This is a genomic window from Pseudaeromonas sp. HNCC25DJ182 (genome assembly GCF_055413365.1).
Map to the genome: position 1 here is coordinate 90,589 of NZ_JBVAYG010000014.1, position 23,272 is coordinate 113,860.

Consider the following 23,272-nt stretch of genomic DNA (forward strand, 5'->3'; position numbering starts at 1 on the left):
TCGGCCCTCGGTGGAATCGATTACCCTGAGTTTTGACTCCAGAATGCGTTCTGGACACCCCATCACCAGACACCGCCAGCCACCAACTAGGTCACCCGCCATCCCGGTAACCCCGGGAGCGGGCCGCATTCTCGCGACTCTCTATGCTGACAAGGACTGACTCACCTATGCATCTATTCTCCGACACCCCTGCCACGCCCTTTTCCCGCACATTAACCGCCGCCCTGGTGCTGTCCGCGTTGGGACTGGTGGCCTGTAACAGCTCCGACGACGACACCAGCTATGTGGCCCCGAGCGCCCCCGTGGGTGTGGGCTACGAAGAAACCGCCGATCCGGACAGCGCGGTGATCGCCTATGTCGATACCGGTGCCAGCAACCAGCGCGGAAAGGCCTGTATGGCGACCCTGGAAACCAATGCCGGGGTGCGCGTCGCCGCTGAATTCCTGAAGATCTGGCAACCGCGCTCCCTACGGGTGGATGCCGGGCAAACCGCTGCCGCCGAAGGGGAGTGCGCCGCCGTCACCGCCTCGGATTGGGATGGTATTCCCGGCAGCGCCACCGATGGCACAGTACTCAATGCCGAGGTTCATGCCGCCAATATCCACTATGTGGAAACCCTGACCGCCGCCCGGAGCAGCGAACAGGAGCTGGCTGCCTATCTGGATGATCGCCGTGGCAAGAACTTCAGCATCTCCGATGGCATGGGCCCCCTGACCAGCGCCTGGCGTGCCGGTACCCAGCAATTCACTACCATCACCGACATCGCCGCCGATGCCACCACGGTCAAGTATGACGACAAGGGCAACAACCGCGGCGTTGGCAGCGACAGCAACCCGGATCTGGGTCTGGCCGTCGATTTCATCGGTGCCATGAGCGGCGACGGCTCCACCGAGCCCGCCAAACGCTTCTACAAGTACGCCCGCCCCTGGCGCTGGAGCAGCCAGGTCAGCGTGGTTCCGGCCCTGGAGCCCGCCAAGAGCTCGACCCCGGCCACCGACAGCGGCTTCCTCAGCGGCCACAGCGCCGAGGCGGTGCGTGACAGTCTGGCCATGGCCTATCTGGTGCCCGAGCGCTTCCAGGAGATGCTGGCCCGTGGCCTGGAGCTGGGTGAAAACCGCATCCTGGCCGGCATGCACTCGCCGCTGGATGTGATGGGTGGCCGCATTCAGGGCACCGCCGTGCTGGCCTACAACCTGAACAAGAGTGACAACCAGAGCCTCAAGGCCAGTGCCTACGCCCAGGCCCAGAGCTGGCTGCAAGGGGAAGTGGGGGCCAGCGATGCCAGCGCCCTCTATGCCTATGCCCACTCCGGCAGCAACGATCGCTTCGGCGACCATGCCAGCAACAAGGCCAATTACCTGCGCCGCCTGACCTTCGGCTTCACGCCGATTGCCGCCACCACAGCAGAAGCCGTGGTGCCCAAGGGCGCCGAAGTACTGCTGGAAACCCGTCTGCCCTACTTGACCGCCGCCCAGCGTCGGGTGGTGCTGAAGACCACGGCGCTGCCGTCCGGCTATCCGCTGCTGGATGATGCCGAAGGCTGGGGACGCCTGAACCTGTTCGCCGCCGCGGACGGTTACGGTGCCTTCAATGGCGATGTCAGCGTGCTGATGGATGGGGCCCAGGGTGGCTTCCACGCCGCCGATAGCTGGAACAACGACATCACAGGCCCCGGTCTGCTGAGCAAATCCGGATCTGGCAATCTGACCCTGAGCGGCGCCAACAGCTGGAGTGGCGGCACCCTGCTGCTGGACGGCACCCTGACCGCGGCCTCCAGCACCGCACTGGGCACTGGCGACGTCTACCAGCAAGGCGGCACTTTGGCGGTCACCAGCCCGCTGCAGCTGGGCGGCAATTATACCCAGCAAGGCGGCAGCACCCTGCAGCTGCAACTGGGCAGCGCCAGTGCCGGACGCCTCACCATTCAGGGCAAGGCCACGCTGGCCGGAACCCTCGAGGTGCAGTTCACCAGCGGCTACCAACCCGCCATCGGCGATACCCTGCAGCTGCTGAAAAGTGGTCAACGTCATGGCACCTTCAGCGCCGTCACCGCCAGCGGTTATCAGGTCACGCCTCTGTATACCGCAACCGGAGTCCAGCTGCGGATCGACGGCAAAAACGCCAGCTAATCCGGTCACCACAGCCATCACCACCGACCACGGGAGCCCCTACAGGCTCCCGTTTTTATTGGCCTCGATGCCAGACGCAGACTTCAGGAGCCAGGAATAGTGAACAGCTACCGCGATTGGCGGCGGGTCAGATGTGCGGTGTCGGGACAACGTGACGCCGACACGCCGTGGATCCGTCCATGGAGGCTCACAGGCATCGTCCCTGATGCCTATGGTCGGCTTTCACGTTATCCCGCCACCACTTCATGCTCAGCTCCATGAGCACCCCGAATCCGGAGTCGAGCTCAATAAAAAGGCACTGTCCCAGTGAGCGGTTGGCAATACAGAGGAATGGAGTCTGGGCGAAAAGCAGACCGTGGGCGGCAGGGATGCCGCCGTCGAGCCTACACGGATGTATTCACGGCGTGTCTGCTGCTCGTCCAGACGCCATGCCCACGCCCGAGTTTGTGCATGCAGTACATCACCGGGATAGCGCCATAAAAAAAATGGACCCACCCGTGAGGGTGGGTCCGTAACCGTGCTTCGGGAGCTGGCGAGGCGCTCTTAACCAGCGTAGGCGTAGCAGCGCTTGAGCTCGGCGAAGTCATAGAAGTAGCTGCCGGCCGCGACCGGTTCACACCCGGCCTTGAACGCCACTTCCTTCTCGTTGTAGAGCATCTTCACCAGCACTTGGCTGTCACTATTCTGGTAGACATCCCACTGGATATTGGCGGCATAGGGGGAGACCCAACCACCGCGCCATTCGTTGTTCTCCTGATTCATCAGGGTACCCACTTCGGCGCCCTGACGGCTGCCTTCCAGTTTCATCAACGCCACCAGCGGAATAATGGTCTCGGCGTGGGCAAAGCGCAGCTTGGCGACATGGCTCTTCTGACCCTCCACCACCTGGGTCTGCACCTCGTTGAACAGGCCATCCAGCAGCGGCTGAGCCACGGCGTAGGCATCGGTACGGTCGGCAAAGCCCGGTCCCTTCTCGTAGAAGTCTTCGGCATCGGAGAGATAGGAGAACCAAGCCGACTCTTCCGGCGTCAGGTACTTCTCCAGCTCCCACTTCTCATCACCCTCGGCTTCGGCTTCATGGTCCATGCCGGGGCCAATGATAAACAGGTTGTAGAGCATCAGCGCCGCATCCACCTCGTCGCGGGCATAGGTCTTGTCACCATCTTCCGGGTTGACGGCAACGAACTCGTACTCGCCGTTGGCCAGGCGATCGACGAACGCCTTGCTATAGAGGCGCTCCAGCATCTGCCGCGCCATCACCTTGCTCTTCGGCAACACCTTGAGGTCATCCAGCGCCTTGGCCAGATCCGGGTGGGGAGCTATGCCATCATCCTCGTTACCGATAAAGGCCTGATAGGCTTCGAAGGCTGGCAAGTACTGGGCGTAATCGCCTTCCGGCTCGGTCTTGTGGAAGTAGAGTTCGAACTTGTTGGCCAGCTTCTTGTCGATCTTGGAGGCATCGCTCTGGGCAAGATAACAGTCGGCGCTGTCTTCCACATAGCTGACCTTGTGCTTCAGGCTCTGCATGAAGTAGTAGGCGCTCTCGTTGGCGCGATCCTTCCCCGAGGTCTCGACCTTGAGGCAATGCGCACCGTCGCCTTCCAGTAGGGTCGGCAGACGATCGGCCAGACGGGTGGCCAACTCGGCATGCTCATCCTTACCGCGCTGGCTCAACAGGCCATAGCCCATCTTTTGGTTAGCGGCGGTGACCAGATCCACCTTGTGGCCCAGGGTCTGGCCCAGAGCGGTCAAGGCCCCTTCACTGGCGGCCTGTTCCCAGATCTGCTTGGTCAGCACATCATATTTCGGACTGGAGAGTGACCGCGAGCCGTGGCGCGCCACCAGCTCGGTGAACACCGGCGTGAACCCCGCCGGAGCCGCCTGATAGGTAGCGGCATCCTGCTTCGGGCTATACACCGCCTTGGTGCTGTACTGGTATTCGGTGATGGTCGGGGTCGTAGTGGTCTGGTTGTCGGAGTTACAACCGGCCAGCAGCGCCAGCGCCACAGCGGTGGCAACGACGGAAACAGCAATCATGGGCTTCATGGTCATCCTTGCACTCGTGTTCAAAGTCGGGCGCCAGACTAAGCAGGCCAGATGACAGCGGGATGTCAGAACTATGACGGAGCCATGATCTGCCGATAGCCGATGGGGCGGCGATAAGGCTGAATGAGGCAAGATCGCCACCGCAAGGACTGGTACCATGCTCGAGATCACAGTGACCAGAGGTTCCCCATGTCATCGACTCTCGCGTCCGCCGCTTCAGCGGCTGGCGATACCCGCTACAAGGTGCTCGGCGCCATCAGTCTGTCGCATTTTCTCAACGATCTGCTGCAGTCGCTGATCATCGCCATCTACCCGCTGCTCAAGGGCAACTACGATCTGAGCTTCACCCAGATCGGCCTGCTGACCCTGACCTACCAGACCACGGCCTCGCTGCTGCAACCCCTGGTCGGTCTCTACACCGACAAGCATCCGCAGCCCTATTCGCTGGTCGTCGGCATGGGCTGCACCCTGACCGGCCTGCTGCTGCTCTCCCACGCCCCCAGCTTCCCGCTGCTGCTGCTCGGCGCGGCCGTGGTCGGCATCGGCTCGTCGATTTTCCACCCCGAATCCTCGCGCGTCGCGCGCATGGCCTCCGGTGGTCGCCATGGTCTGGCGCAGTCCATCTTCCAGGTTGGCGGCAACGGCGGCACCGCCATGGGCCCGCTGCTGGCGGCGCTGATCGTGCTGCCGCTGGGGCAGGGCAGTCTGGCCTGGTTCTCGGTGCTGGCCCTGCTGGCCATGGGCGTGCTCTACAAGGTGGGGCAATGGTACAGCCACCAGCAACGCAACCAGCCGAAGGGGCAGGTGCGCCCCGTCAATCCGCTGTCGCGCGGCCGTATCGCGGCGACCATAGGGGTGCTGCTGCTGCTCATCACCTCCAAGTATTTTTATCTGGCCAGCCTGACCAGCTATTACACCTTCTATCTGATGGAGCAGTTCGGCGTCAGCGCCCGCTCGGCGCAGCTGCATCTGTTTGTGTTCCTGTTCGGCGTCGCCGCCGGAACCGTGCTCGGTGGGCCGATTGGCGACCGCATCGGCCGCAAGCAGGTGATCTGGTTCTCCATCCTCGGGGTCTCGCCCTTTACCCTACTGCTGCCCCATGCCGATCTGTTCTGGACCACCATCCTCTCCTTTGTCATCGGCTTTATCCTGGCCTCGGCGTTTTCCGCCATCCTGGTGTATGCCCAGGAGCTGATCCCCGGCAAGGTCGGCACCATCTCCGGGCTGTTCTTCGGCTTTGCCTTCGGCATCGCCGGGGTCGGCGCCGCGATACTGGGCAATCTGGCGGATCACTACGGCATCCGCACCGTGTATGAGATCTGTGCCTGGTTGCCGTTGATGGGGATAGTGACTGTGTTGTTGCCGGACTTACGGTCGCCCCGGAAAGTTTAGGCGGCAGATGTGCCGCTACCTAGGCGGTAGCGGCCCCCGCCTCTAGGTGGCGGAATCCCGCCTCGGGTCTCTGGAATCAGGGTTCTGATTGATCCGTTTCCGCCCCATCCACTGGGGCGATTTGCCAACCTGCCGTTGGCGGGGGCGGACCAAGGGGGAAAAGGCCTCCCCCTTGGCAATCCCGGGCCCAGGTTTATGCCGACTGTCGGGAAAGCCCCGAGCTGCGGGCTGCCTCCACCGGCCGGGAGCCACACGCCATCCCTGGCGTGACGCTCCCTCTCCCGGTCATCCTGACCGCTCACCGCCTTCGATCCCCCCTCCCCTCGGCCCGACAGACGGCTCAGGGTTTCTGCGATCCGGCCCCAAAAGCCAAAGCAGCCAAAGCCAACAAAATGTGAACCCGCCCATGTGAATCCATTTTCCCCAGCAGACAAAGTGCGGTAGTTTAAAAACCCAATTAACTCAAGGTTATTGCCGTGAGTAACAGCTCCGCCCATCCACCCAGGCACTGTGGCAGCCGCAAGCCCCTGCGGTAGCCATGATGTTTGGCGCAGCCTTGTAGGTTTGCCGACGATGCGGAACAGTTCCGGAAGCCAACGGTAAGAGAGGTAGCTTATACGTTATGGATATCTGCGAGCTGCCACATAATAAGGTTTCAAAAAAATACTAACCCCTCACTCATCCATGGAGAAAAGATGAAATTTCAAACCCATTATGCAGTTATTATCTCGTTAATGCTTACAACGGTCGGCTGTGCCACAGTAAAAAAGGATGAATTAACGACTGATGAGGCTTCAACACTAAAAAACAAATCAGTTGTCGCATCGAGATATAACGAGCTTCCAGATTTTGCTGCTCAAACTGCTGCTAATGTTCAATTTGGCTTGCTTGGACTAGCAAGTGCCATATCCAGTGGCAACTCAATGATCAAAAATAATAAAATTGAAGATCCAGCAATTTCCATTTCAAATAAAATAGCGGATGGACTTAAAGCCAATCAGAATATGAAGATTATTCAAAGCACCGACTCCGTATCTGCTAAAGCCAATAATGATGACTTGATAAAAACTTACGGCACAGCTGATTATATATTAGATGTAAAGACAACAGCTTGGAGCTCCATTTATTTCCCTACCGACTGGGACAATTATCGAGTGTTTTATACCGCACAGGCAAGACTCATTGATGTAAAATCCAACCAAATTATAATTGAAGAAACATGCACTCATGCTCCTGACTATACTGACACTAACACTGCTCCAAGTTATATATCGTTAGAAAATGGCAGTGGTTTGAAAGAGTCATTGAATAAGTCTATTGAATATTGTGTCAATCAGATTCAATCAATGGCAAAACTGCACACGCAAAACAACAGCGCAACCGTCACGAAATAGTTTTCATAAAAACAGTTTAAATCGTTCATTACACTCAATGGGACGTCGTAAGCGGCGCCCCATAACTAAAGCTATATAAGACCATTGCACCGGTCATTGGTTTAACATCGAGACTCATTTTATATCCCAGCTGCGAGTCAAATGTTCTAGCAGCATGGATTAAATTAACGGGCATGGACCATATTCACATATGAAGCTACTCCTATTTTTTACTGCCTGGTTCTTTTCAAATTTGGCGAATTCGACAGAGAATGAGTCCTGGTTGAAAATAAACAACCCTGATCATTATTATCCCGAAAATGGCGAATATAAAGCGTTGCCTGATGTCTGCAATGCTGTGACCTGTTTCAAATGTATATGGGTCTATTATGTAAGTCCGTCACTAAAAGGTGTTCGTCGTTTAGCAGTCTTTAGTCAAAATAACGAATATCTTGGCTCCTATTCAGGGATCGAGCCGGAACCCATTGGGGTAAAAGGAGATAAGATCCTATTCCAGAAATCAGAATATGGGGACACCATAACCTTTATTGGCGCGCAACCACCGCCGACTATATATGTGGATGGGGAGATAATTCAGTTTATTCCTTCATCACGATATAGACCTTGATTTACCATAAACAATCACACTTAATTCACAAGGTGCCCCATGAGAGCAATATTGAAAATTTCATTCTTATTAGTTGTCGGTTTTCTCCTGTCTGCATGTGCTACCAGTTTAAAACAACAAGATCTCGCTAATGTCAAAACCGTGGGAGTAATAAATAGTTTCCCTGAAACACCACACTATGTCGTCGTTGGCACAACCATCTTCAATAATGAGTACGACAAAATCAATGAGCCAGCATATAAGGACTTATTGGAGAAGACAGTTCTCGATCGATTATCCGCCAAAGGATTCCAAGCATCCATCATTCGCAAAGAGCAGAGCGATAAATTCGATATGATACTTGAAATCGTACCTCGGGATATTTATGAGACACCGGAAACGGATGGCTATGGCATCAACCAACAATCTATCCTCGGTATGCGGATGCCTGCTTTTTCATATATATCACTCAATGTTATCCCAACGATTCATGGCAATACGATGTGTGCAGCATGTTATATAGCTAAAATAACAAACCCGGATATTGGCGATCTGCCAAGCAGTTGGCAAGAATTGAGCCCACAATATCAGGATATAGCAAGAAAGGCTTTGAATGACAACATAGTCACCGGCATTAATGAAGTCATGCTTAAAATGGGTTTGTAAACATCAACACATCCATGCAGTTCAATTTTTACCTCCAGCATTCAACAGACAAATTATGCCTGTAGGTGTGGTTATATATCAGCAATCGCACCTGTGAAGGATTCACACAATTTATATATTGAATCCCTGCTTATGAATAAGGTTCGAATTTGAAGGCAACAATTAAATCACTTCTTGTCACAACTTTAACTGCATCATTATCTGGCTGTGGTGGCCCGAGCGGAAGATTGGGCGAAGATCAGCTGGCCGTTAACTATTGCCCTTGATCACCAAAGCCCGAAGCCGTCTGCCGGGCCGAGTGAAGGGATGTTCGTAGCCGGTGAGCGGTCAGGATGACCGGGAGAGGGAGCGTCACGCCAGGGATGGCGTGTGGCTCCCGGCCGGTGGAGAGCAGCCCGCAGCTCGGGGCCTTCCCGGCAGTCGGCATACGCCAAAGGCCCGGGGTCAAGGGGGCATGGCCTTATGCCCCCTTGCCGCCCCCGCCAAACGGCAGGTTGGCAAATCGTCATGGCCGACCAAGGGCGGAACGGACACTACCGTTCCAGAACCCGGACGGTAGCCCGGGTCGAGGCAAAAACGGACCAGCCCAAGGACCTATTATTCCGCAGGCTACTGACCAGCAAAGAGACATAGCCAGCCTTGGTCGCCGGATTTATAATCCGCGAACAGAAGTTCTCGGGAGAGCAGCATGAGTAAGCCGACACTGGAAGAAAAGCAGGCCTTTGCCGCCAAGGTTCGCGCCCGAAATTACGCGGCCAGCCTGCGTCTTGAGGGAATCAAGCCAGTTACCGATATCGCATCCAGCAAAGAGAGTCTGCTGCAGAAATATCGGTCTCGAGTGAGCCAATGAGTCGGGACAAGTACGGCACCGGATCTGATCCCTATTGTTATCCCGGCTCCGATATCCTGATCAATGCTCTCGATATTCATGATGATATATGGCTCGAAGAGGCTGAACGCGACATCTCGGCTCTATGTGCCAACGCCATTGAATTCACCCCTCCACCTTACGATCTGAACTACCTTGCTCTGATTCATAAAGCACTGTTTAGTGATTTATATCCTTGGGCTGGGCAATTCCGAACCATTGATATATCAAAAGGTGACACTCGTTTTTGCTCATATCAACGCATACGAGTTGAAGCAGAGAAATTATTCGCGGGTGTCAATTATGGCCAGCTCTTTATCGAGCTACCGCGCCATGAGCTGATAAAAAACATCGCTGAATTCTATGCAGAACTAAATATTGTTCATCCCTTTCGCGAAGGAAACGGGCGAGCACAACGCATTCTATTCGAGCACATGATCATCAACTGCGGTTATGAGATTGACTGGTCATTGACCAATGCCGATGAGTGGTTACACGCCAACATCGCCGGTTATCACTGCCATTACCAACCTATGTATTCCATTTTCGAAAAGTGCATAGGTACTACCTTTTGATCGTTTCCTACAGATCCAGGGACTAACCCCCTTAGCGACTAATCGGCATTGAACCAACACCCAACTCACCCAAGCCCGAGGCCGTCTGTCGGGGCGAGTGAAGGGATGCACATAACCGGTGAACGGTCAGGATGACCGAAACCGGTCCAAATCACATCCAGATTTGAATCTCGACCATAGATCCAATGGGCATCCCATGCCCAACCCGCCCAAGCCTGAAGCCGTCTGCCGGGCCGAGTGGAGGGATGTTCGTAGCCGGTGAGCGGTCAGGATGACCGGGAGAGGGAGCGTCACGCCAGGGATGGCGTGTGGCTCCCGGCCGGTGGAGAGCAGCCCGCAGCTCGGGGCCTTCCCGGCAGCCGGCAAAAACCCGGGCCCGGGATTGCCAAGGGGGAGGCCTTTTCCCCCTTGGCCCGCCGCCGTCCACCGCAGGTGGGCAAGATCGCCAGTGTCGGCAAGGCGGAACCGGACAAACGACGGAACGAACACTACCGTTCCAGATCCTGGACGGAACGCCGGGCCGAGGCGGAACCGGATCGCGGCATGATCCGGAAGCCAAATCCGGAGGCTAACTCCGGAAGCCAAGCCCAGGTGGTGGCCGCCACCCGGCCAATCAGCGATCAAGATCCCGTTCCACCCCCATAATCCGCCCCCTCCCCTGTGGTGACACGACCGGAACAGGTTAGAGTGGAACCCGTACCATCTGACAAGCCTGCAATGGCTGGGATGGCTGCCCATTTCGAGCATTACAACTGGGGGAACCATGGTCGCATTAGGTCACTACTACAACGCTCAGGGTCAATCGGAATTTCGCGTCTTTGCGCCGGAGCGTCATACGCTGGCCGTGCATCTGGAAGAGGGTCCGCAGACCCTGCCGATGACCCGGCAGCCGGATGGCTACTGGACCCTGAGCCATGAACGTCTGCCGGCGGGCACCCTGTACCGCTTCGAGGTCGATGGCAGCGCCTATCCGGATCCGGCCTCCCGCTGCCAGCCACTGGGCGTGCATGGTCCCTCCATGGTCACCGAGATCCAGCCCACCCAATCCGCCGACTGGCAGGGCGTCACCATCGACGACGCCATCATCTATGAACTGCATCTTGGCACCTTCACCCCGGAAGGCACGCTGGCCGCCGCCGTGCGCCAGCTGCCCCATCTGCAGGCGCTGGGAATTACGGTGATCGAACTGCTGCCGCTGGCCGCCTTCCCCGGCAACCGCAACTGGGGCTATGACGGCACCTATCAGTTTGCCCTGCACCATGGCTATGGCGACTACGCCGAGCTACGGCTGTTTATCGAAACGGCCCATCAGCTGGGCATGGCGGTGATCCTGGATGTGGTCTACAACCACTTCGGCCCGGAAGGCAACTACAGCGCCGCCTTCGCCCCCTATACCAAGCAGGCGGATACCCCCTGGGGCGCCGCCATCAACTTTGATGGTGCCCATAGTGCCGGCATCCGCGACTTCTATCTGGCCAACACCCGCTACTGGTTGCAGGAAGTGGGCTTCGACGGCTTCCGCATGGATGCCGTTTCCTTGATCTTTGATGCCTCGCCTCGCCACATCCTGTGTGAAATTACCGAGTTGGCGCGCAGCATCGGCGCCGAGCAAGGGCGCGAGATCCTGATGATCGCCGAGCATCTGAACAACGACGTCAAGGTCACAGCGGCCGAGGGCTACGGCTACCACAGCCAGTGGAACGATGACCTCAACCATGCCCTGTTCGCCTACCTGACCGGTGAGAGCGGACGCCACTACTCCAGCTTCGGCAGCTTCGATGACATCGTCAAAGCGCTGCGCGATAGCTTCGTGCTGGATGGCACCCGCCAACACCACTTCTATCAACGCCTGTTCGGTACCGATGGCCGCCAGACCGCCGCCACCGAGCATGTGGTACATATCCAGAATCACGATCAGGTCGGCAACCGGCTGCACGGTGACCGCTTGATCGCCAGCTATGGCCGCGACAAGGCACTGCTGGCCATCACCACCATCATGGCCAGCCCCTATGTGCCCATGCTGTTTATGGGTGAAGAGTATGGCGAGACGGCCCCCTTCCTGTTCTTCGAGGACTTTGGCGATGAAGCCTTGATCCAGGCCGTGCGCCACGGTCGCACCCAGGAGTTTGCCTTTGGCGGTGCCGAGCCACGGGATGCCCACGACGAAGCGGCGTTCCTCGACTCCAAGCTGCAGTGGCCACGGCTGGCCAGCGACGAGGGGCAGAATATCTTCCGTTACTATCAGGCGCTGATCGCCCTGAAACGCACGGGGAAACTCGGCCCCCGCGACAAGGCCAGCATCGAGATTGCCAGTGATGCGGCCACCGGCGTCATCTGCCTGCGCACCGAGGAGAGCCTGACGCTGCTGAACCTGTCGGCGGAGCATCAACAAGCGCTGCCCAGCGGGGCCTGGGCCCTGTGCCTGAGCACCGATGAACCGGGCACCGCCGGCGAGTTGCCCCCCTACAGCGCCCATGTCTATCTGCGCATCGCCGAATAACAGCGCCACCTTGCCCCTCGGGGCAGAAAACGAAACGGGCCAGCATCTGCTGGCCCGTTGACTTGATCAGGGAGAACGCGGTGTGCACCAACCAGGCTTCTGATAAGCTGTCGGCTACCCAGGAGTGACACAGCAAGGTGACCATGAACTCGGATATTCGCTGGATACAGCGCTTTGATAATTACGCGCGCGCCCTGAGAACACTGCGCAATGCAGCCGAACTGGCGGCGCAACGGCCACTCTCGGAGCTCGAGATGCAGGGCCTGATCCAGGGCTTCGAGTTCACCCATGAACTGGCCTGGAATCTGTTGAAAGATTTCCTCGAAGCGCAGGGCATTGCTGGCTTGATTGGCTCGCGCGATGCGATCCGTAGCGCATTCAAAAATGGCCTGCTGGCGGATGGCGAGACCTGGATGGAGATGATTAAGGCGCGCAATCTCAGCTCCCACACCTATCAGCAGGATCTGGCCCAACGTATCGCCAGCGACATTCTGACCCGCTTCTATCCCGCCTTCGTGGCACTGGAGCAGACGATGCAAAACATGCTGGATCGGGAGCAGGCGTGATGCGCTTTGGTCTACCGGAGTCAGCTATCAAGCAGATCTGCGCCATCTTTGCCGCCCATCCCGAGATCGAGCGGGCGGTGCTCTACGGCTCCCGCGCCAAGGGTAACTTCAAGCCGGGTTCCGATATCGATCTGACCCTGTTCGGTACCGATCTGAGCCATGAATTACTGCTGGATCTGCTGGTGGAGCTGGACGATTTACTGTTGCCCTGGATGATCGATCTCTCGCTGTTCGCCAGCCTGAATCATCCGGCGCTGCAGGAGCATATAACCCGGGTCGGGGTGCTCTTTTACCAGCGCCAAGAATAAAACGGGCCAGCATCTGCTGGCCCGTTTCGTGATGGCGGCGATTACACCAGTGAATCGATCACCCGGCTGAGGATGGCCGCGCCTTCGTCGAGGATGTCCATCTCGATGGTCAGCGGCGGCAGGAAGCGGATGACGTTGCCACGGGTGCCGCAGGAGAGCAACAGCAGACCCTGCTCGGCGGCCGCGGCGCAGATGGCCTTGGTCAGCGCCGCATTCGGCTGGTTGATATCGCCGTTCTCCACCAGCTCCAGGGCAATCATGGCACCGAGGTGGCGGATATCGCCCACCAGCGCCGGATGCTTGGCCTGGATCGCCTGCAGATGCTGAACCATGCGCTCGCCGATGGCTTCGGCGCGCTGGCACAGCTGCTCCTCCTGGATCGCCTCGAGCACGGCCACACCGGCCGCGCAGCCCAGCGGCGAACCGGCGTAGGTGCCACCGAGTCCACCCGGTTGCGGGTGATCCATGATCTCGGCCTTACCGGCCACCGCGGCAATCGGATAACCCCCCCCCAGCCCCTTGGCCATGGTCACCAGATCGGCCTCGATACCGGCATATTCATGGGCGAACATGCGCCCGGTGCGGGCAAAGCCGGTCTGGATCTCGTCACAGATCAAGAGGATGCCCTTCTCGTCACACAGGGCCCGCAGCGTCTTGAGGAAGCTGACCGGTGCCGGGTAGAAACCACCCTCGCCCTGCACACATTCGATGATGATGGCCGCCACCCGTTCCGGATCGATATCGCACTTGAACAGCTGGTTCAGCGCTTCCAGGCTCTGGGCCTCGCTGATGCCGAGCAGGGCATTCGGATAGGGAACCCGGTACAGCTCGGCCGGGAAGGGACCGAAACCAGCCTTGTAGGGTTGCACCTTGCCGGTCAGCCCCATGGTCAGCAGGCTGCGGCCATGAAAGGCGCCGTTAAAGGCGATGACACCGCTACGGCCGGTATAGGAGCGAGCAATCTTGACCGCGTTTTCCACCGCCTCGGCACCCGTAGTCACAAAGATGCTCTTCTTCGGGGTCGGACCCGGCAGGGCAGCGTTGATGCCCTCGGCCAGCGTCACCGCGGATTCATAGGGGGTGACCATCAGGCAGGTGTGGCTGAAGTTCTCGACCTGGGCCTTGACGGCGGCGGTGACCTTGGGATGACAGTGGCCGGTATTGACCACGGCAATGCCGCTACCGAAATCGATGTAGCGCTTGCCTTCCACATCCCACAGCTCGGCATTTTTGGCGCGCTGCACATAGACGGTGAACGAATTCCCTTCCCCGCGGGCGATGGCCTTCTGTTTGCGTTGCTGCAATTCGCTGTTGCTCATATCCACTCCTTGATAATCCAGTCTCCGGGTCCGGCAATCAGCCGAGGCCACCGAGGCAGAGGTATTTGATTTCAGTAAATTCTTCGAGTCCATACTTGGAGCCCTCACGGCCCACCCCGGACTCCTTGACGCCACCAAAGGGCGCCACCTCGGAGGAGATGCCGCCTTCGTTGATGCCGACCATGCCATATTCCAGGCGTTCGGCGACCCGCCAGATGCGGCTCATGTTCTGGCTGTAGAAGTAGGCGGCCAGACCAAAGGGGGTGTCGTTGGCCAGGGCAATCGCCTCGGCTTCGCTGTCAAACCGCATCACGGCGGCCACGGGGCCGAAGATCTCGTGGTCGAAAATCGCCATCTCGCGCTGGATATTGGCCAGCACCGTCGGTTGGAAGAACAGCTCGCCAGCGCTGTGGCGCTCGCCACCGGCCAGCAGGGTCGCGCCCTTGGCAAGAGCATCCGCCACCAGCGTCTCGACCTTGGCCACCGCCTTGCCATTGATCAGCGGGCCTATGGTCGCGCCCGCTTCGGTGCCCGCCGCCACGGTGAGGCCCGCCACCGCCGCCACCAGTCGCTCGACCACAGCCTCATAGACGCCGGACTGCACCAGAATGCGGTTGGCGCAGATGCAGGTCTGACCGGCATTGCGGAATTTCGCCAGCATCAGTCCCTTGATGGCCAAGTCCAGATCGGCATCATCGAAGATGATGAAGGGGGCATTGCCGCCCAGCTCCAGCGCCATCTTCTTCACCGTATTGGCGCTTTGGGCCATCAGGCGTTTGCCCACCGGCGTCGAGCCGGTGAAGGTGAGCTTGCGTACACGACCATCGCTGCAAAACACATCACCGATGGCCGCCGCGTTCTGGCCGGTCACCATCTGGAACACGTCGTCCGGGATCCCGGCCTGACGCGCCAGGGTCACCAGGGCCAACGCCGAGAGCGGGGTCTCATCCGATGGTTTGACCACGATGCAACAACCAGCCCCCAGCGCCGGGGCCACCTTGCGGGTGATCATGGCATTCGGGAAGTTCCACGGCGTAATCGCCGCGACCACGCCGACTCCCTGCTTGAGGGTCAAGATGCGGCGATCGCCGCTGGCGGCGGGGATAATATCGCCATAAAGGCGTTTCGTTTCTTCGGCAAACCATTCAACATAGGAGGCGCCATACGCCACTTCACCGCGGGCCTCGGCCAGCGGTTTGCCCTGCTCCAGGGTCATCAGCAGCGCCAGGGCGTCCTGGTGCTCCAGGATCAGCTCGAACCAGCGCCGCAGCAGGGCCGCGCGCTCTTTGGCACTCTTCGCCTGCCAGGCCGGCAGGGCGGCATGCGCCCGGGCAATGGCGGCTTCCGCCTCGGGGCCACCCTGATCGGCCACGGTCGCCAGCAAGGAGCCATCGGCCGGATTGGTGACCGGAAAACTGGGGCCGGTGGTGGCGCGCCAGGCGCCATCCTGCCAGTGGCAGAAGGGTTGCAGCAACGGCGCTATGGATGCATGAAACATAACAAGACTCCACTCGAAAACGGGGCCATCGGGTATGGCATGACGGTTATTATTGGCCCGCTTGAATCGGGCATAAATCAGAACCCATCAATGTTTGGTTTGAGGAAGTAACAACAATGGCGCAGGTCTCGCTAAATGAATTGGGGCAAGTGGGCGACTACGAGATCCGTCTGTTGAAGGTCTTCAAGACGGTGGTGGAGTGCGGCGGCTTCTCGGCCGCTGAAACCGTGCTGAACATCAGCCGCTCCACCATCAGTGTGCATATGGCCAACCTGGAGCAGCGGCTCAAGCTCAAGCTCTGCAGTCGCGGCCGCGCCGGATTCGCCCTCACCGAAGAGGGAGCCATCATCTATGAATCGGTGCGTCGCCTCTTCTCCCAACTGGAAGACTTCCGCTCCACGGTCAACGCCCTGCATGTGCAGATCTCCGGCGAACTCAAGCTGGTCGCCAGCGACACCATCAGTCTCGACGAGCGCTGCCGCTTCCCCGAGGTGCTGGCCGAGTTCTGCCAGCAGGCGCCGGATGTGTTTGTTCAGTTCGAGACCGCGCCGATGAGCGACATCGAGCGCATGATTTTGAATGGCGAGGTGGATGTGGGCTTTATTCCCTACCACCGCCAGCTGGACGGTCTGATCTATCAGCCGCTGTATGAAGAGACCTGCTACCTCTACTGCTGCGATCGCCATCCGTTGTTTGGCGAGCAGGATGAGGAGCGGTTGCGCGAGCGGCTGCAGAATTGCCGCTCGGTGCAGGCCGGGATCCAGAGTAACCCCGAGGTGGCGATGCAGATGGTGGGCCTCGCCAAGACGGCGACCGCCTATTACTACGAGACCCGGGCTGTGATGATCCTCTCCGGCGCCTATGTGGGGTATCTGCCGGAACATTACGCCGAGAAGTGGGTGCAGGAGGGCAAGATGCGCAAGCTGCTGCCAGCGGAGCGCTGCTACAAGCTGGGACTGGCGGCCATCACCCACCAGTTCGGACGTCTCAACAAGCCCCGCGACTTCTTTATGCGGCTGTTGCAGAAGCAGATGGAACGCAACCGGCTGGGATAAGCCGTGCAGCAAAACGGGAACCGTGCAGTTCCCGTTTTGTTGGATGGTCGCAGTGTTGGATGGTCGCAGGCATCGGGGATACCTTGACGCCGACTCGCCATAAACCCATCCCTGGGGGCTCGAAGGCATCATCCCTGATGCCTACGGTCGGCTCTCAAGTTATCCCCGTCGCCACTTCTTCGATTCTTCTGAGACCCGCTCACGGCATCTATTTATGCACGCCGTTGCTGGGATAGGCTTATGCCGTCTGGGCCTTCATCTTCTCGGCGCGACCGCGCAGCCACTCCAGGGTCAGCAACATGACCACCGAGGTCAGGATCAGCAGAGTCGCGGCGGCCGCTATGGTCGGGCTGATATTCTCGCGAATACCGCTGAACATCACCCGTGGCAGGGTCGCCTGATCCGGTCCGGCCAGATAGAGGGTCACCACCACCTCGTCAAAACTGGTGGCAAAGGCAAACAGGGCGCCGGAGATCATCCCCGGCGCAATCAGCGGCAGGGTGACGCGGAAGAAGGTCAGCACCGGCGAGGCACCGAGGCTGGCAGCGGCACGGCTCAGGTTCTGGTTATAGCCCTGCAGGGTTGCTGTCACCGTGATGATGACAAAGGGGATGCCGAGCGCGGCATGCACCAGGATCAGCGCCAGATAACTGTTCGCCATCCCGATGGGCGCGAAGAACAGGTAGGAGGAGACCCCGACGATCACCACAGGCACCACCATGGGCGAAATCAGCAGGCTGGTCAGCAATCCCTTGCCACGAAAATTGGCACGGGTCAGACCGATTGACGCCAGGGTGCCGAAGAACATGGCGACCAGGGTAGCGGCTGGCGAGACGATCAGGCTGTTGGTCAGCGCGCGCGTCCATTCCGGCGAGGTGAAGAAGATCTCGTACCAGCGCAGGGAGAAGCCCTGCAGCGGGTAGACCAGAAAGGCACCACTGTTGAACGACAGAGGTATGATCACCAGCACCGGCAGCATCAAAAACAGCAGGATCAGGCCGCAGAGCACACGGTGACTCCAGTACCAGCTACGGTCGATCAGCGAAGCATAGGGTTGCAACATAACAGCTCCTTGATTAGCCCAGTTTCAGACGGTCAGCGCCGACCAGCCAGTTGTAGACGATATACAGCAACAGGGTCGCCAGCAGCAGCAAGCCGCCCAGCGCCGTCGCCATGCCCCAGTTGATGGTGGAATTGGTATAGAAGGCGACGAAGTAACTCACCATCTGATCATTCGGGCTACCCAGCAGCGCCGGGGTGATGTAGTAGCCGATGGACAGAATGAACACCAGCAGGCAACCGGCGCCGACCCCGGCATAGGTCTGGGGAAAATAGACCCGCCAGAAGCTGGCAATCGGCGAGCAGCCCAGCGAGATCGCCGCCCGTTGATAGGAGCTGGGGATACTCTTCATCACGCTGTAGAGCGGCAGCACCATAAACGGCAGCATGATATGCACCATGGCGACATAGACCCCGAAGCGGTTGAACACCAGCTGCAACGGCGTGTCGATGATGCCGAGGGTCATCAGGAACTGGTTCACCAGGCCGTTGGACTGCAAGAGCACGATCCAGGCGGCAATCCGCACCAGCACCGAAGTCCAGAACGGCAGCAACACCAGGATCATCAACAAGTTGGCGGTGCGCGCCGGTAAGGTGGCCAGCAAATACGCCAGTGGATAGGCCAGCAGCAGACAGCACAGGGTAATCACCAGCCCCATCCAGAAGGTACGGGCAAACACATTCTGGTAGATGGCTTGCTCCTCGCTGACCTGGACGATCTGCCCGGCCTTGTCGCGCTGCAAGTCGAGGGACGAGAGCAGATAGGCATCGGTATAGGGGCTGCGATTGCGTTCGATGGCTTGCCAGTACGGCAGTTCCCCCCAACGCGGGTCCAGCTCCAGCATCGCTTCCCGGTAGGAGTCCGGTGCCGGGTCAAAGGGCAGACCATCGGCGGTGTTATTCAGCAGGCTCCGATAACCGGAGATCTCGCTATTGAGCCGTTTGCCCAGACTGCCGAGCTGATCGGCATCATTGGCGCGCTCAATCTCGGTGGCCAGGGCGCGGAAGCTACTCTCCTCCGGCAAGGCTTGGCCATTCCAGTGCGCCAGCTCGGCACTGGTCTGCGGCAGCAGGGTGGCCACATCCGGGTTCTCGATGCTTTTTTTGAGCATCAGGGCCATCGGCAGCAGGAAGATCAACAATAAAAACAGCACCAGGGGCGCAATCAGGGCCAATGACTTCAGGCGATTGATCCGTTCGGCCCGGTGCAACCGTTGCTGCAGGCTGGTGGTATCAAGCTGGGGCGAAAGCCCGCTTCCGGTCTCGGGTGCTGTAGTCGCAGTCATACTCATCATCCTGATGTCGAAAATAAAAACGGCCAGGAGCAGTAGGCACTCCTGGCCTCGGGCTTACTTGGCCGCCCAGGCGTTGAAACGACGCTCCAGCTCTTCACCGTGGTCCAGCCAGAAAGCCGGATCGATGGCCGCCGCCTTCTTCATGTTCTCAGCCGAGGAGGGCAACACGGCCGCCAGTTCCGGGCTGATCAGTGCACTGGCACTCTTGCGGGTCGGGCCATAGGGGATCAACTTGGAGTATTCCACCTGACGTTCCGGCAACAGGGTCGAGGCGATGAACTGCATGGCTTCAGCCTTGTTCGGTGTTCCCTTGGGCACCACCCAGTACTCCATCTCGTAGAGACCACCATCCCAGACAATTTCCAGATTGGTATTGCCTTCATTGCGGGCATTGGTAATGCGGCCGTTGTAGGCCGAGCTCATCACCACATCACCGGAGATCAGGTACTGCGGCGCCTGGGCACCTGCTTCCCACCACTGAATATTCGGCTTCAGGGCATCCAGCTTCTTGAAGGCCCGATCCACACCCGCCGGAGTCGCCAGGGTGGCATAGACATCCTTGGCGGCAACGCCATCCGCCAGCAAGGCCGCTTCCAGGGTGTACTTGGCGGTCTTGCGCATGCCGCGCTTGCCAGGGAACTTGCTCACATCCCAGAAATCAGCCCAGGAGGTCGGTGCCGTCGAAAGTTTCTTACTGTCGTAAGCAAAGATGGTGGAATAGACGAAGAAACCCACACCACACTTGCTGGCCGCACCCGGAATAAACTCGGATTTTTTACCAATCACCTTATAATCGAGTTTCTCGAAGAAGCCTTCGTCACAACCACGAGCCACTTCCGAGGATTCCACCTCGACCACATCCCAGGAGACGCTCTTGGTTTCCACCATCGCCTTGAGTTTGGCCATCTCACCATTATATTCACCCGCCACCACGTTAATGCCGGTGTCTTTGGTGAAGGGTTGATAATAGGCTTTTACCTGAGCATCTTTATTCGCACCACCAAACGAGATCACGGAAATCTCTTTGGCTTGCGCACCCAGAGTCGCCATAGCCATGGCACTCATTAATAAACAAGATTGATATTTCATGACGGTTTCCTTGTAGGCCTAAATTAATCCATGACATCCAGTGCTCGGGTATATTCCCGCTGCCAACCGATATGGAGTTGATCACCAAACTTGATATTGCCGTCAAACTGACCGGCAGGGATTTTTACAACGAAATGGTCCGAGCCGCAGGTCTCGAGGCGCAGACGAATATGGTCACCCAGATAGACAAATTCCTGAATCAAACCGCTGACCCGGTTGTCGCACTGTTTGGCGGCCTCACCGAGCACAATACGCTCCGGACGCACCGAAACGGTGGTCGCCTCACCTACGGCGCCAATATTGATGGCCAGCGCCTTGAGCAAGACTCCGTCGGCTAGACGCACCTCGCAGTGCTCGCCCTCAATCCGTTCGATGACGCCAGCAATCTGGTTGTTCTCGCCGATGAACTGGGCGACAAAGGCGGTCTTCGGCTCTTCATACAGGGTCTTGGGCGCATCGACTTGCTGGATCTCCCCCTGATGGAACACCGCCACCCGATCCGACATGGTCAGGGCTTCGGATTGATCATGGGTGACATAGACGATGGTAAGACCAAACTTTTCATGCAGTTGCTTGATCTCCAGCTGCATATGCTCGCGCAGCTGCTTATCCAGCGCTCCCAGCGGCTCATCCATCAACACCAGGCGGGGTTCAAAGACCAGGGCGCGGGCCAGTGCCACCCGTTGTTGCTGGCCCCCCGAGAGCTGGCTGGGATAGCGATGGGCAATGTCCCCCATTTTGATCATGTTGAGAGCGTTGGTCACCCGCTCCTGAATATCACTTTTCGCCAGGCGGCGGACTGTCAGCGGGAAAGCCACATTCTCGCCCACCGTCATATGGGGAAATAGCGCATAGTTCTGGAACACCATGCCGATATCCCGCTTATGGGGAGGGAGCTGATTCAGCACCTTGCCGCCCAGGGTAATGGTGCCGCTGGTCGAGGTTTCAAATCCCGCCAGCATCATCAGACTGGTGGTTTTACCCGAACCACTGGGGCCCAGCAGCGTCAGGAACTCTCCGCGATAAATATCCAGATTCAGATCTTTGACAATTAAACTTTTGCCATCGTAACTCTTCTGAATATTTTGAAATTGCACAAAAGGCGTCAGCTGTTTCATAGGGCTCTCTTACATCATGAATTAATGATGTTAAAAAGTGGGGCCGAAATTAATACGCAATAGTTCAGGCATTAAAATAATGCAGGCATAAATAAACTTATATTTAACCTGACGTTGTCGGCTAGGCCAATGAAGCACACTATAAAGGGGATTACTTAGGTGTATAAATGGCAGCGTTTTAATGTTCACATTGAAGAACATTAAACAATGAGCGGATTATTTAGCTTGTACAGAGACGACAAAGATGGGAAATTAGAAGGTTTTTCGCTTGCGCAGTGACACTATATTCATCACTGGACTGATTATATCTCATTAATTTCCCAATGGTGTAGCCCCATTTTGGAAAATTTGTTTAAAGTTGGTGCATCGTTAATTTTAGGCCGCGGAATATATAATATTCCTTTGCCACTAAGCTGCCAATAATATTCTAAAAAAGAGTCATACGAACACTTAATAACAGCATAAATAGAGAGAGCGGCCGATCCGGTCGTCCATAGGGAGCAATCATTCACGCAGCCGTGGCCATCACACGCCAAGGCGTCTGCCAAGCCAGTTCAGTCGGGATAAAGCCGAGTTCAGGAGACCAGCGCCAGGTGGCAGGAGTCGAGTCAGCTGACGGAGTCAGCGACGATTGATACAACGCCAGTGAACAACCACCCGTTTCGGCAATCCGGAGCAGCCCCACCGACACTTCCTCCGTCTCGACGCGCTGTGAGTCAGGCAACAGCTGCAAGCGCGATAACCCCGCCAGTCCACGACCACTGGCCTTCAGCACAGCTTCGCGCAGCGTCCAGAGCCGATAAAAAGCACGTAACTCATCGTTCTGCGCGGCGACCCAAGCCAGCTCCCGCGGCGACAGTACATGCGCCATCAGCTTTTGCAGATTACGGCGCGGCCTCTGCTGCTCGACATCTAGCCCTAGCGTCGGCTCACCTACAGCCAGCCACAACCAATCCCCACTATGGCTAATACTGAAGTCCGGCAAGCCAGGATCCCGGAAGGCTGGACGACCATGAGGGCCGGTGACCATATCGGGTAACGCCGGACAGTCATAACGACGCTGACACCAGGCCGCCAACAAGGCGCGGCCTGCCATATAACTGGTACGGCGGGAGGGAGAAAAATCCGCAGCGGTCAAATGAATAGATTCAGGAACCAGATTGGCGGGCAAATGTGCCGCATCCAGCATGGACAAACAGATCAAGTCACTCACCCGGCCTCCGGAGAATCGGCAAACAGGCGACGATCAGACCCGATCAGCCGCAAAATTGCAAATCCAGCCACCAGGGATTGAGTAAGTCAGTGAGTCAGCACTGGCTCCACGCAAGCACACAGGTACATACCGGGAGTGCGCTCATGGCTCTGCACCAGCAATCGCTCCAGATGCCGCGACAAGCACTGCAGACGATGACGGCAATGATGTTGGGAGCAAGATGCAGAGACCAGCCTTTGCAACTCATCCAGAGGCCGCCAGGCGTAATCCCGGCACAGTTCACGCACGGAAGAGGGCAAGCGTTCATCCTCGGCAGCCTGCAGTAGCTGCAGGCAACACGCCTCATACAGTGACCATTCACTCTGTTGACAGCAGATGGCCTGCTGGCGGACCGCTTCCAGAAACTGCTCAATGGGAAATGATGGCGTACGATCGCCATGCAGTGACTGCAAATCGAGTTGCGGGCACAGGTTGCGCTCACTGACATCGAGCGGCATAGCAAATCCGGCAGGTGAGATCATGGGATAGCCCTCCTTTAAGTGAGAGTAATTATTATTTAATAATAATTCTCGGATCAAGGAAAACTGGATAAAACC

The 23,272-nt window shown here is 57.9% G+C and carries 20 protein-coding genes; 11 read left to right on the forward strand and 9 right to left on the reverse strand.

Annotated features, from left to right (window positions below):
- Positions 1 to 167 precede the first annotated feature (167 nt).
- The gene (locus ACZYUB_RS12250; RefSeq protein ID WP_463948263.1) at positions 168 to 2,129 is read left to right on the forward strand and encodes an acid phosphatase; all 1,962 of its coding nucleotides are present in this window, start codon (positions 168 to 170) and stop codon (positions 2,127 to 2,129) included.
- 543 nt (positions 2,130 to 2,672) lie between these two features.
- Here the strand turns inward: ACZYUB_RS12250 and ACZYUB_RS12255 are convergent.
- Positions 2,673 to 4,166, reverse strand: a complete 1,494-nt coding sequence (locus ACZYUB_RS12255; protein WP_463948299.1) for a histidine-type phosphatase — start codon at positions 4,164 to 4,166, stop codon at positions 2,673 to 2,675.
- Between the two features lie 198 nt (positions 4,167 to 4,364).
- On the opposite strand from ACZYUB_RS12255, the gene ACZYUB_RS12260 reads away from it, so the two are divergent.
- From ACZYUB_RS12260 to ACZYUB_RS12300, 9 genes are all read left to right on the forward strand, one after another.
- The gene (locus ACZYUB_RS12260) at positions 4,365 to 5,567 is read left to right on the forward strand and encodes an MFS transporter (RefSeq protein ID WP_463948265.1); all 1,203 of its coding nucleotides are present in this window, start codon (positions 4,365 to 4,367) and stop codon (positions 5,565 to 5,567) included.
- Between the two features lie 695 nt (positions 5,568 to 6,262).
- Complete coding sequence (locus ACZYUB_RS12265; RefSeq protein WP_463948266.1) at positions 6,263 to 6,961, forward strand: hypothetical protein; 699 nt, start codon at positions 6,263 to 6,265, stop codon at positions 6,959 to 6,961.
- A 190-nt stretch (positions 6,962 to 7,151) separates the two neighbouring features.
- Positions 7,152 to 7,568 (forward strand): hypothetical protein, encoded by a 417-nt coding sequence (locus ACZYUB_RS12270; protein WP_463948268.1) that lies wholly within the window; start codon positions 7,152 to 7,154, stop codon positions 7,566 to 7,568.
- Positions 7,569 to 7,607: 39 nt separating this feature from the next.
- Positions 7,608 to 8,213, forward strand: a complete 606-nt coding sequence (locus ACZYUB_RS12275; protein ID WP_463948270.1) for a hypothetical protein — start codon at positions 7,608 to 7,610, stop codon at positions 8,211 to 8,213.
- A gap of 688 nt (positions 8,214 to 8,901) precedes the next feature.
- Entirely contained in the window at positions 8,902 to 9,063 is a 162-nt protein-coding gene (locus tag ACZYUB_RS12280; protein ID WP_460883114.1) for a YhfG family protein, read from the forward strand.
- Positions 9,060 to 9,656 carry a putative adenosine monophosphate-protein transferase Fic gene (locus ACZYUB_RS12285; protein WP_463948272.1) on the forward strand — a complete coding sequence of 199 codons (597 nt, stop codon included), beginning with the start codon at positions 9,060 to 9,062 and terminating at the stop codon, positions 9,654 to 9,656. The genes ACZYUB_RS12280 and ACZYUB_RS12285 overlap by 4 nt, the downstream gene beginning before the upstream one ends.
- A 763-nt stretch (positions 9,657 to 10,419) precedes the next feature.
- Positions 10,420 to 12,156 (forward strand): malto-oligosyltrehalose trehalohydrolase, encoded by a 1,737-nt coding sequence (treZ, locus tag ACZYUB_RS12290; protein ID WP_463948274.1) that lies wholly within the window; start codon positions 10,420 to 10,422, stop codon positions 12,154 to 12,156.
- A gap of 143 nt (positions 12,157 to 12,299) precedes the next feature.
- Complete coding sequence (locus tag ACZYUB_RS12295) at positions 12,300 to 12,722, forward strand: nucleotidyltransferase substrate binding protein (protein WP_463948275.1); 423 nt, start codon at positions 12,300 to 12,302, stop codon at positions 12,720 to 12,722.
- On the forward strand, positions 12,722 to 13,030 hold the full coding sequence (locus ACZYUB_RS12300; RefSeq protein WP_463948277.1) for a nucleotidyltransferase domain-containing protein: 309 nt from the start codon (positions 12,722 to 12,724) through the stop codon (positions 13,028 to 13,030). The genes ACZYUB_RS12295 and ACZYUB_RS12300 overlap by 1 nt, the downstream gene beginning before the upstream one ends.
- Before the next feature lie 41 nt (positions 13,031 to 13,071).
- Here ACZYUB_RS12300 and gabT read toward each other — a convergent pair whose 3' ends face one another.
- Both gabT and ACZYUB_RS12310 read right to left on the reverse strand, forming a co-directional pair.
- Positions 13,072 to 14,349, reverse strand: coding sequence for a 4-aminobutyrate--2-oxoglutarate transaminase (gene gabT / locus ACZYUB_RS12305; protein ID WP_463948279.1), 1,278 nt, complete (start codon positions 14,347 to 14,349; stop codon positions 13,072 to 13,074).
- A 37-nt stretch (positions 14,350 to 14,386) separates the two neighbouring features.
- A complete protein-coding gene (locus ACZYUB_RS12310; protein WP_463948280.1) occupies positions 14,387 to 15,847 on the reverse strand; it encodes an NAD-dependent succinate-semialdehyde dehydrogenase in 1,461 nt (486 codons plus the stop codon).
- A gap of 116 nt (positions 15,848 to 15,963) precedes the next feature.
- Between ACZYUB_RS12310 and ACZYUB_RS12315 the strand changes: the two genes are divergently transcribed.
- A complete protein-coding gene (locus ACZYUB_RS12315) occupies positions 15,964 to 16,902 on the forward strand; it encodes a LysR family transcriptional regulator (protein WP_460882528.1) in 939 nt (312 codons plus the stop codon).
- Between the two features lie 238 nt (positions 16,903 to 17,140).
- Here the strand turns inward: ACZYUB_RS12315 and ACZYUB_RS12320 are convergent, their stop codons facing one another.
- From ACZYUB_RS12320 to ACZYUB_RS12345, 6 genes are all read right to left on the reverse strand, one after another.
- Positions 17,141 to 17,965 (reverse strand): ABC transporter permease, encoded by an 825-nt coding sequence (locus tag ACZYUB_RS12320; protein WP_463948283.1) that lies wholly within the window; start codon positions 17,963 to 17,965, stop codon positions 17,141 to 17,143.
- A 13-nt stretch (positions 17,966 to 17,978) separates the two neighbouring features.
- A complete protein-coding gene (locus tag ACZYUB_RS12325; RefSeq protein ID WP_463948285.1) occupies positions 17,979 to 19,247 on the reverse strand; it encodes an ABC transporter permease in 1,269 nt (422 codons plus the stop codon).
- 63 nt (positions 19,248 to 19,310) lie between these two features.
- On the reverse strand, positions 19,311 to 20,345 hold the full coding sequence (locus ACZYUB_RS12330; RefSeq protein ID WP_463948287.1) for an ABC transporter substrate-binding protein: 1,035 nt from the start codon (positions 20,343 to 20,345) through the stop codon (positions 19,311 to 19,313).
- Positions 20,346 to 20,368: 23 nt separating this feature from the next.
- Entirely contained in the window at positions 20,369 to 21,463 is a 1,095-nt protein-coding gene (locus ACZYUB_RS12335; RefSeq protein ID WP_463948289.1) for an ABC transporter ATP-binding protein, read from the reverse strand.
- Between the two features lie 508 nt (positions 21,464 to 21,971).
- A complete protein-coding gene (locus tag ACZYUB_RS12340) occupies positions 21,972 to 22,676 on the reverse strand; it encodes a 4'-phosphopantetheinyl transferase family protein (protein ID WP_463948290.1) in 705 nt (234 codons plus the stop codon).
- A gap of 86 nt (positions 22,677 to 22,762) precedes the next feature.
- Complete coding sequence (locus ACZYUB_RS12345) at positions 22,763 to 23,197, reverse strand: hypothetical protein (RefSeq protein ID WP_463948292.1); 435 nt, start codon at positions 23,195 to 23,197, stop codon at positions 22,763 to 22,765.
- Positions 23,198 to 23,272 lie beyond the last annotated feature (75 nt).

Bases quoted from the DNA above. Each gene is read 5' to 3' on its own strand.
- ACZYUB_RS12250 (WP_463948263.1), top strand. From the start codon at position 168: ATGCATCTATTCTCCGACACCCCTGCCACGCCCTTTTCCCGCACATTA.
- ACZYUB_RS12310 (WP_463948280.1), bottom strand. From the start codon at position 15,847: ATGTTTCATGCATCCATAGCGCCGTTGCTGCAACCCTTCTGCCACTGG.
- ACZYUB_RS12300 (WP_463948277.1), top strand. From the start codon at position 12,722: ATGCGCTTTGGTCTACCGGAGTCAGCTATCAAGCAGATCTGCGCCATC.
- ACZYUB_RS12345 (WP_463948292.1), bottom strand. From the start codon at position 23,197: ATGATCTCACCTGCCGGATTTGCTATGCCGCTCGATGTCAGTGAGCGC.
- ACZYUB_RS12330 (WP_463948287.1), bottom strand. From the start codon at position 20,345: ATGAAATATCAATCTTGTTTATTAATGAGTGCCATGGCTATGGCGACT.
- ACZYUB_RS12275 (WP_463948270.1), top strand. From the start codon at position 7,608: ATGAGAGCAATATTGAAAATTTCATTCTTATTAGTTGTCGGTTTTCTC.
- ACZYUB_RS12285 (WP_463948272.1), top strand. From the start codon at position 9,060: ATGAGTCGGGACAAGTACGGCACCGGATCTGATCCCTATTGTTATCCC.
- ACZYUB_RS12315 (WP_460882528.1), top strand. From the start codon at position 15,964: ATGGCGCAGGTCTCGCTAAATGAATTGGGGCAAGTGGGCGACTACGAG.
- gabT (WP_463948279.1), bottom strand. From the start codon at position 14,349: ATGAGCAACAGCGAATTGCAGCAACGCAAACAGAAGGCCATCGCCCGC.
- ACZYUB_RS12325 (WP_463948285.1), bottom strand. From the start codon at position 19,247: ATGACTGCGACTACAGCACCCGAGACCGGAAGCGGGCTTTCGCCCCAG.
- ACZYUB_RS12320 (WP_463948283.1), bottom strand. From the start codon at position 17,965: ATGTTGCAACCCTATGCTTCGCTGATCGACCGTAGCTGGTACTGGAGT.
- treZ (WP_463948274.1), top strand. From the start codon at position 10,420: ATGGTCGCATTAGGTCACTACTACAACGCTCAGGGTCAATCGGAATTT.
- ACZYUB_RS12255 (WP_463948299.1), bottom strand. From the start codon at position 4,166: ATGATTGCTGTTTCCGTCGTTGCCACCGCTGTGGCGCTGGCGCTGCTG.
- ACZYUB_RS12270 (WP_463948268.1), top strand. From the start codon at position 7,152: ATGAAGCTACTCCTATTTTTTACTGCCTGGTTCTTTTCAAATTTGGCG.
- ACZYUB_RS12295 (WP_463948275.1), top strand. From the start codon at position 12,300: ATGAACTCGGATATTCGCTGGATACAGCGCTTTGATAATTACGCGCGC.
- ACZYUB_RS12265 (WP_463948266.1), top strand. From the start codon at position 6,263: ATGAAATTTCAAACCCATTATGCAGTTATTATCTCGTTAATGCTTACA.
- ACZYUB_RS12280 (WP_460883114.1), top strand. From the start codon at position 8,902: ATGAGTAAGCCGACACTGGAAGAAAAGCAGGCCTTTGCCGCCAAGGTT.
- ACZYUB_RS12335 (WP_463948289.1), bottom strand. From the start codon at position 21,463: ATGAAACAGCTGACGCCTTTTGTGCAATTTCAAAATATTCAGAAGAGT.
- ACZYUB_RS12260 (WP_463948265.1), top strand. From the start codon at position 4,365: ATGTCATCGACTCTCGCGTCCGCCGCTTCAGCGGCTGGCGATACCCGC.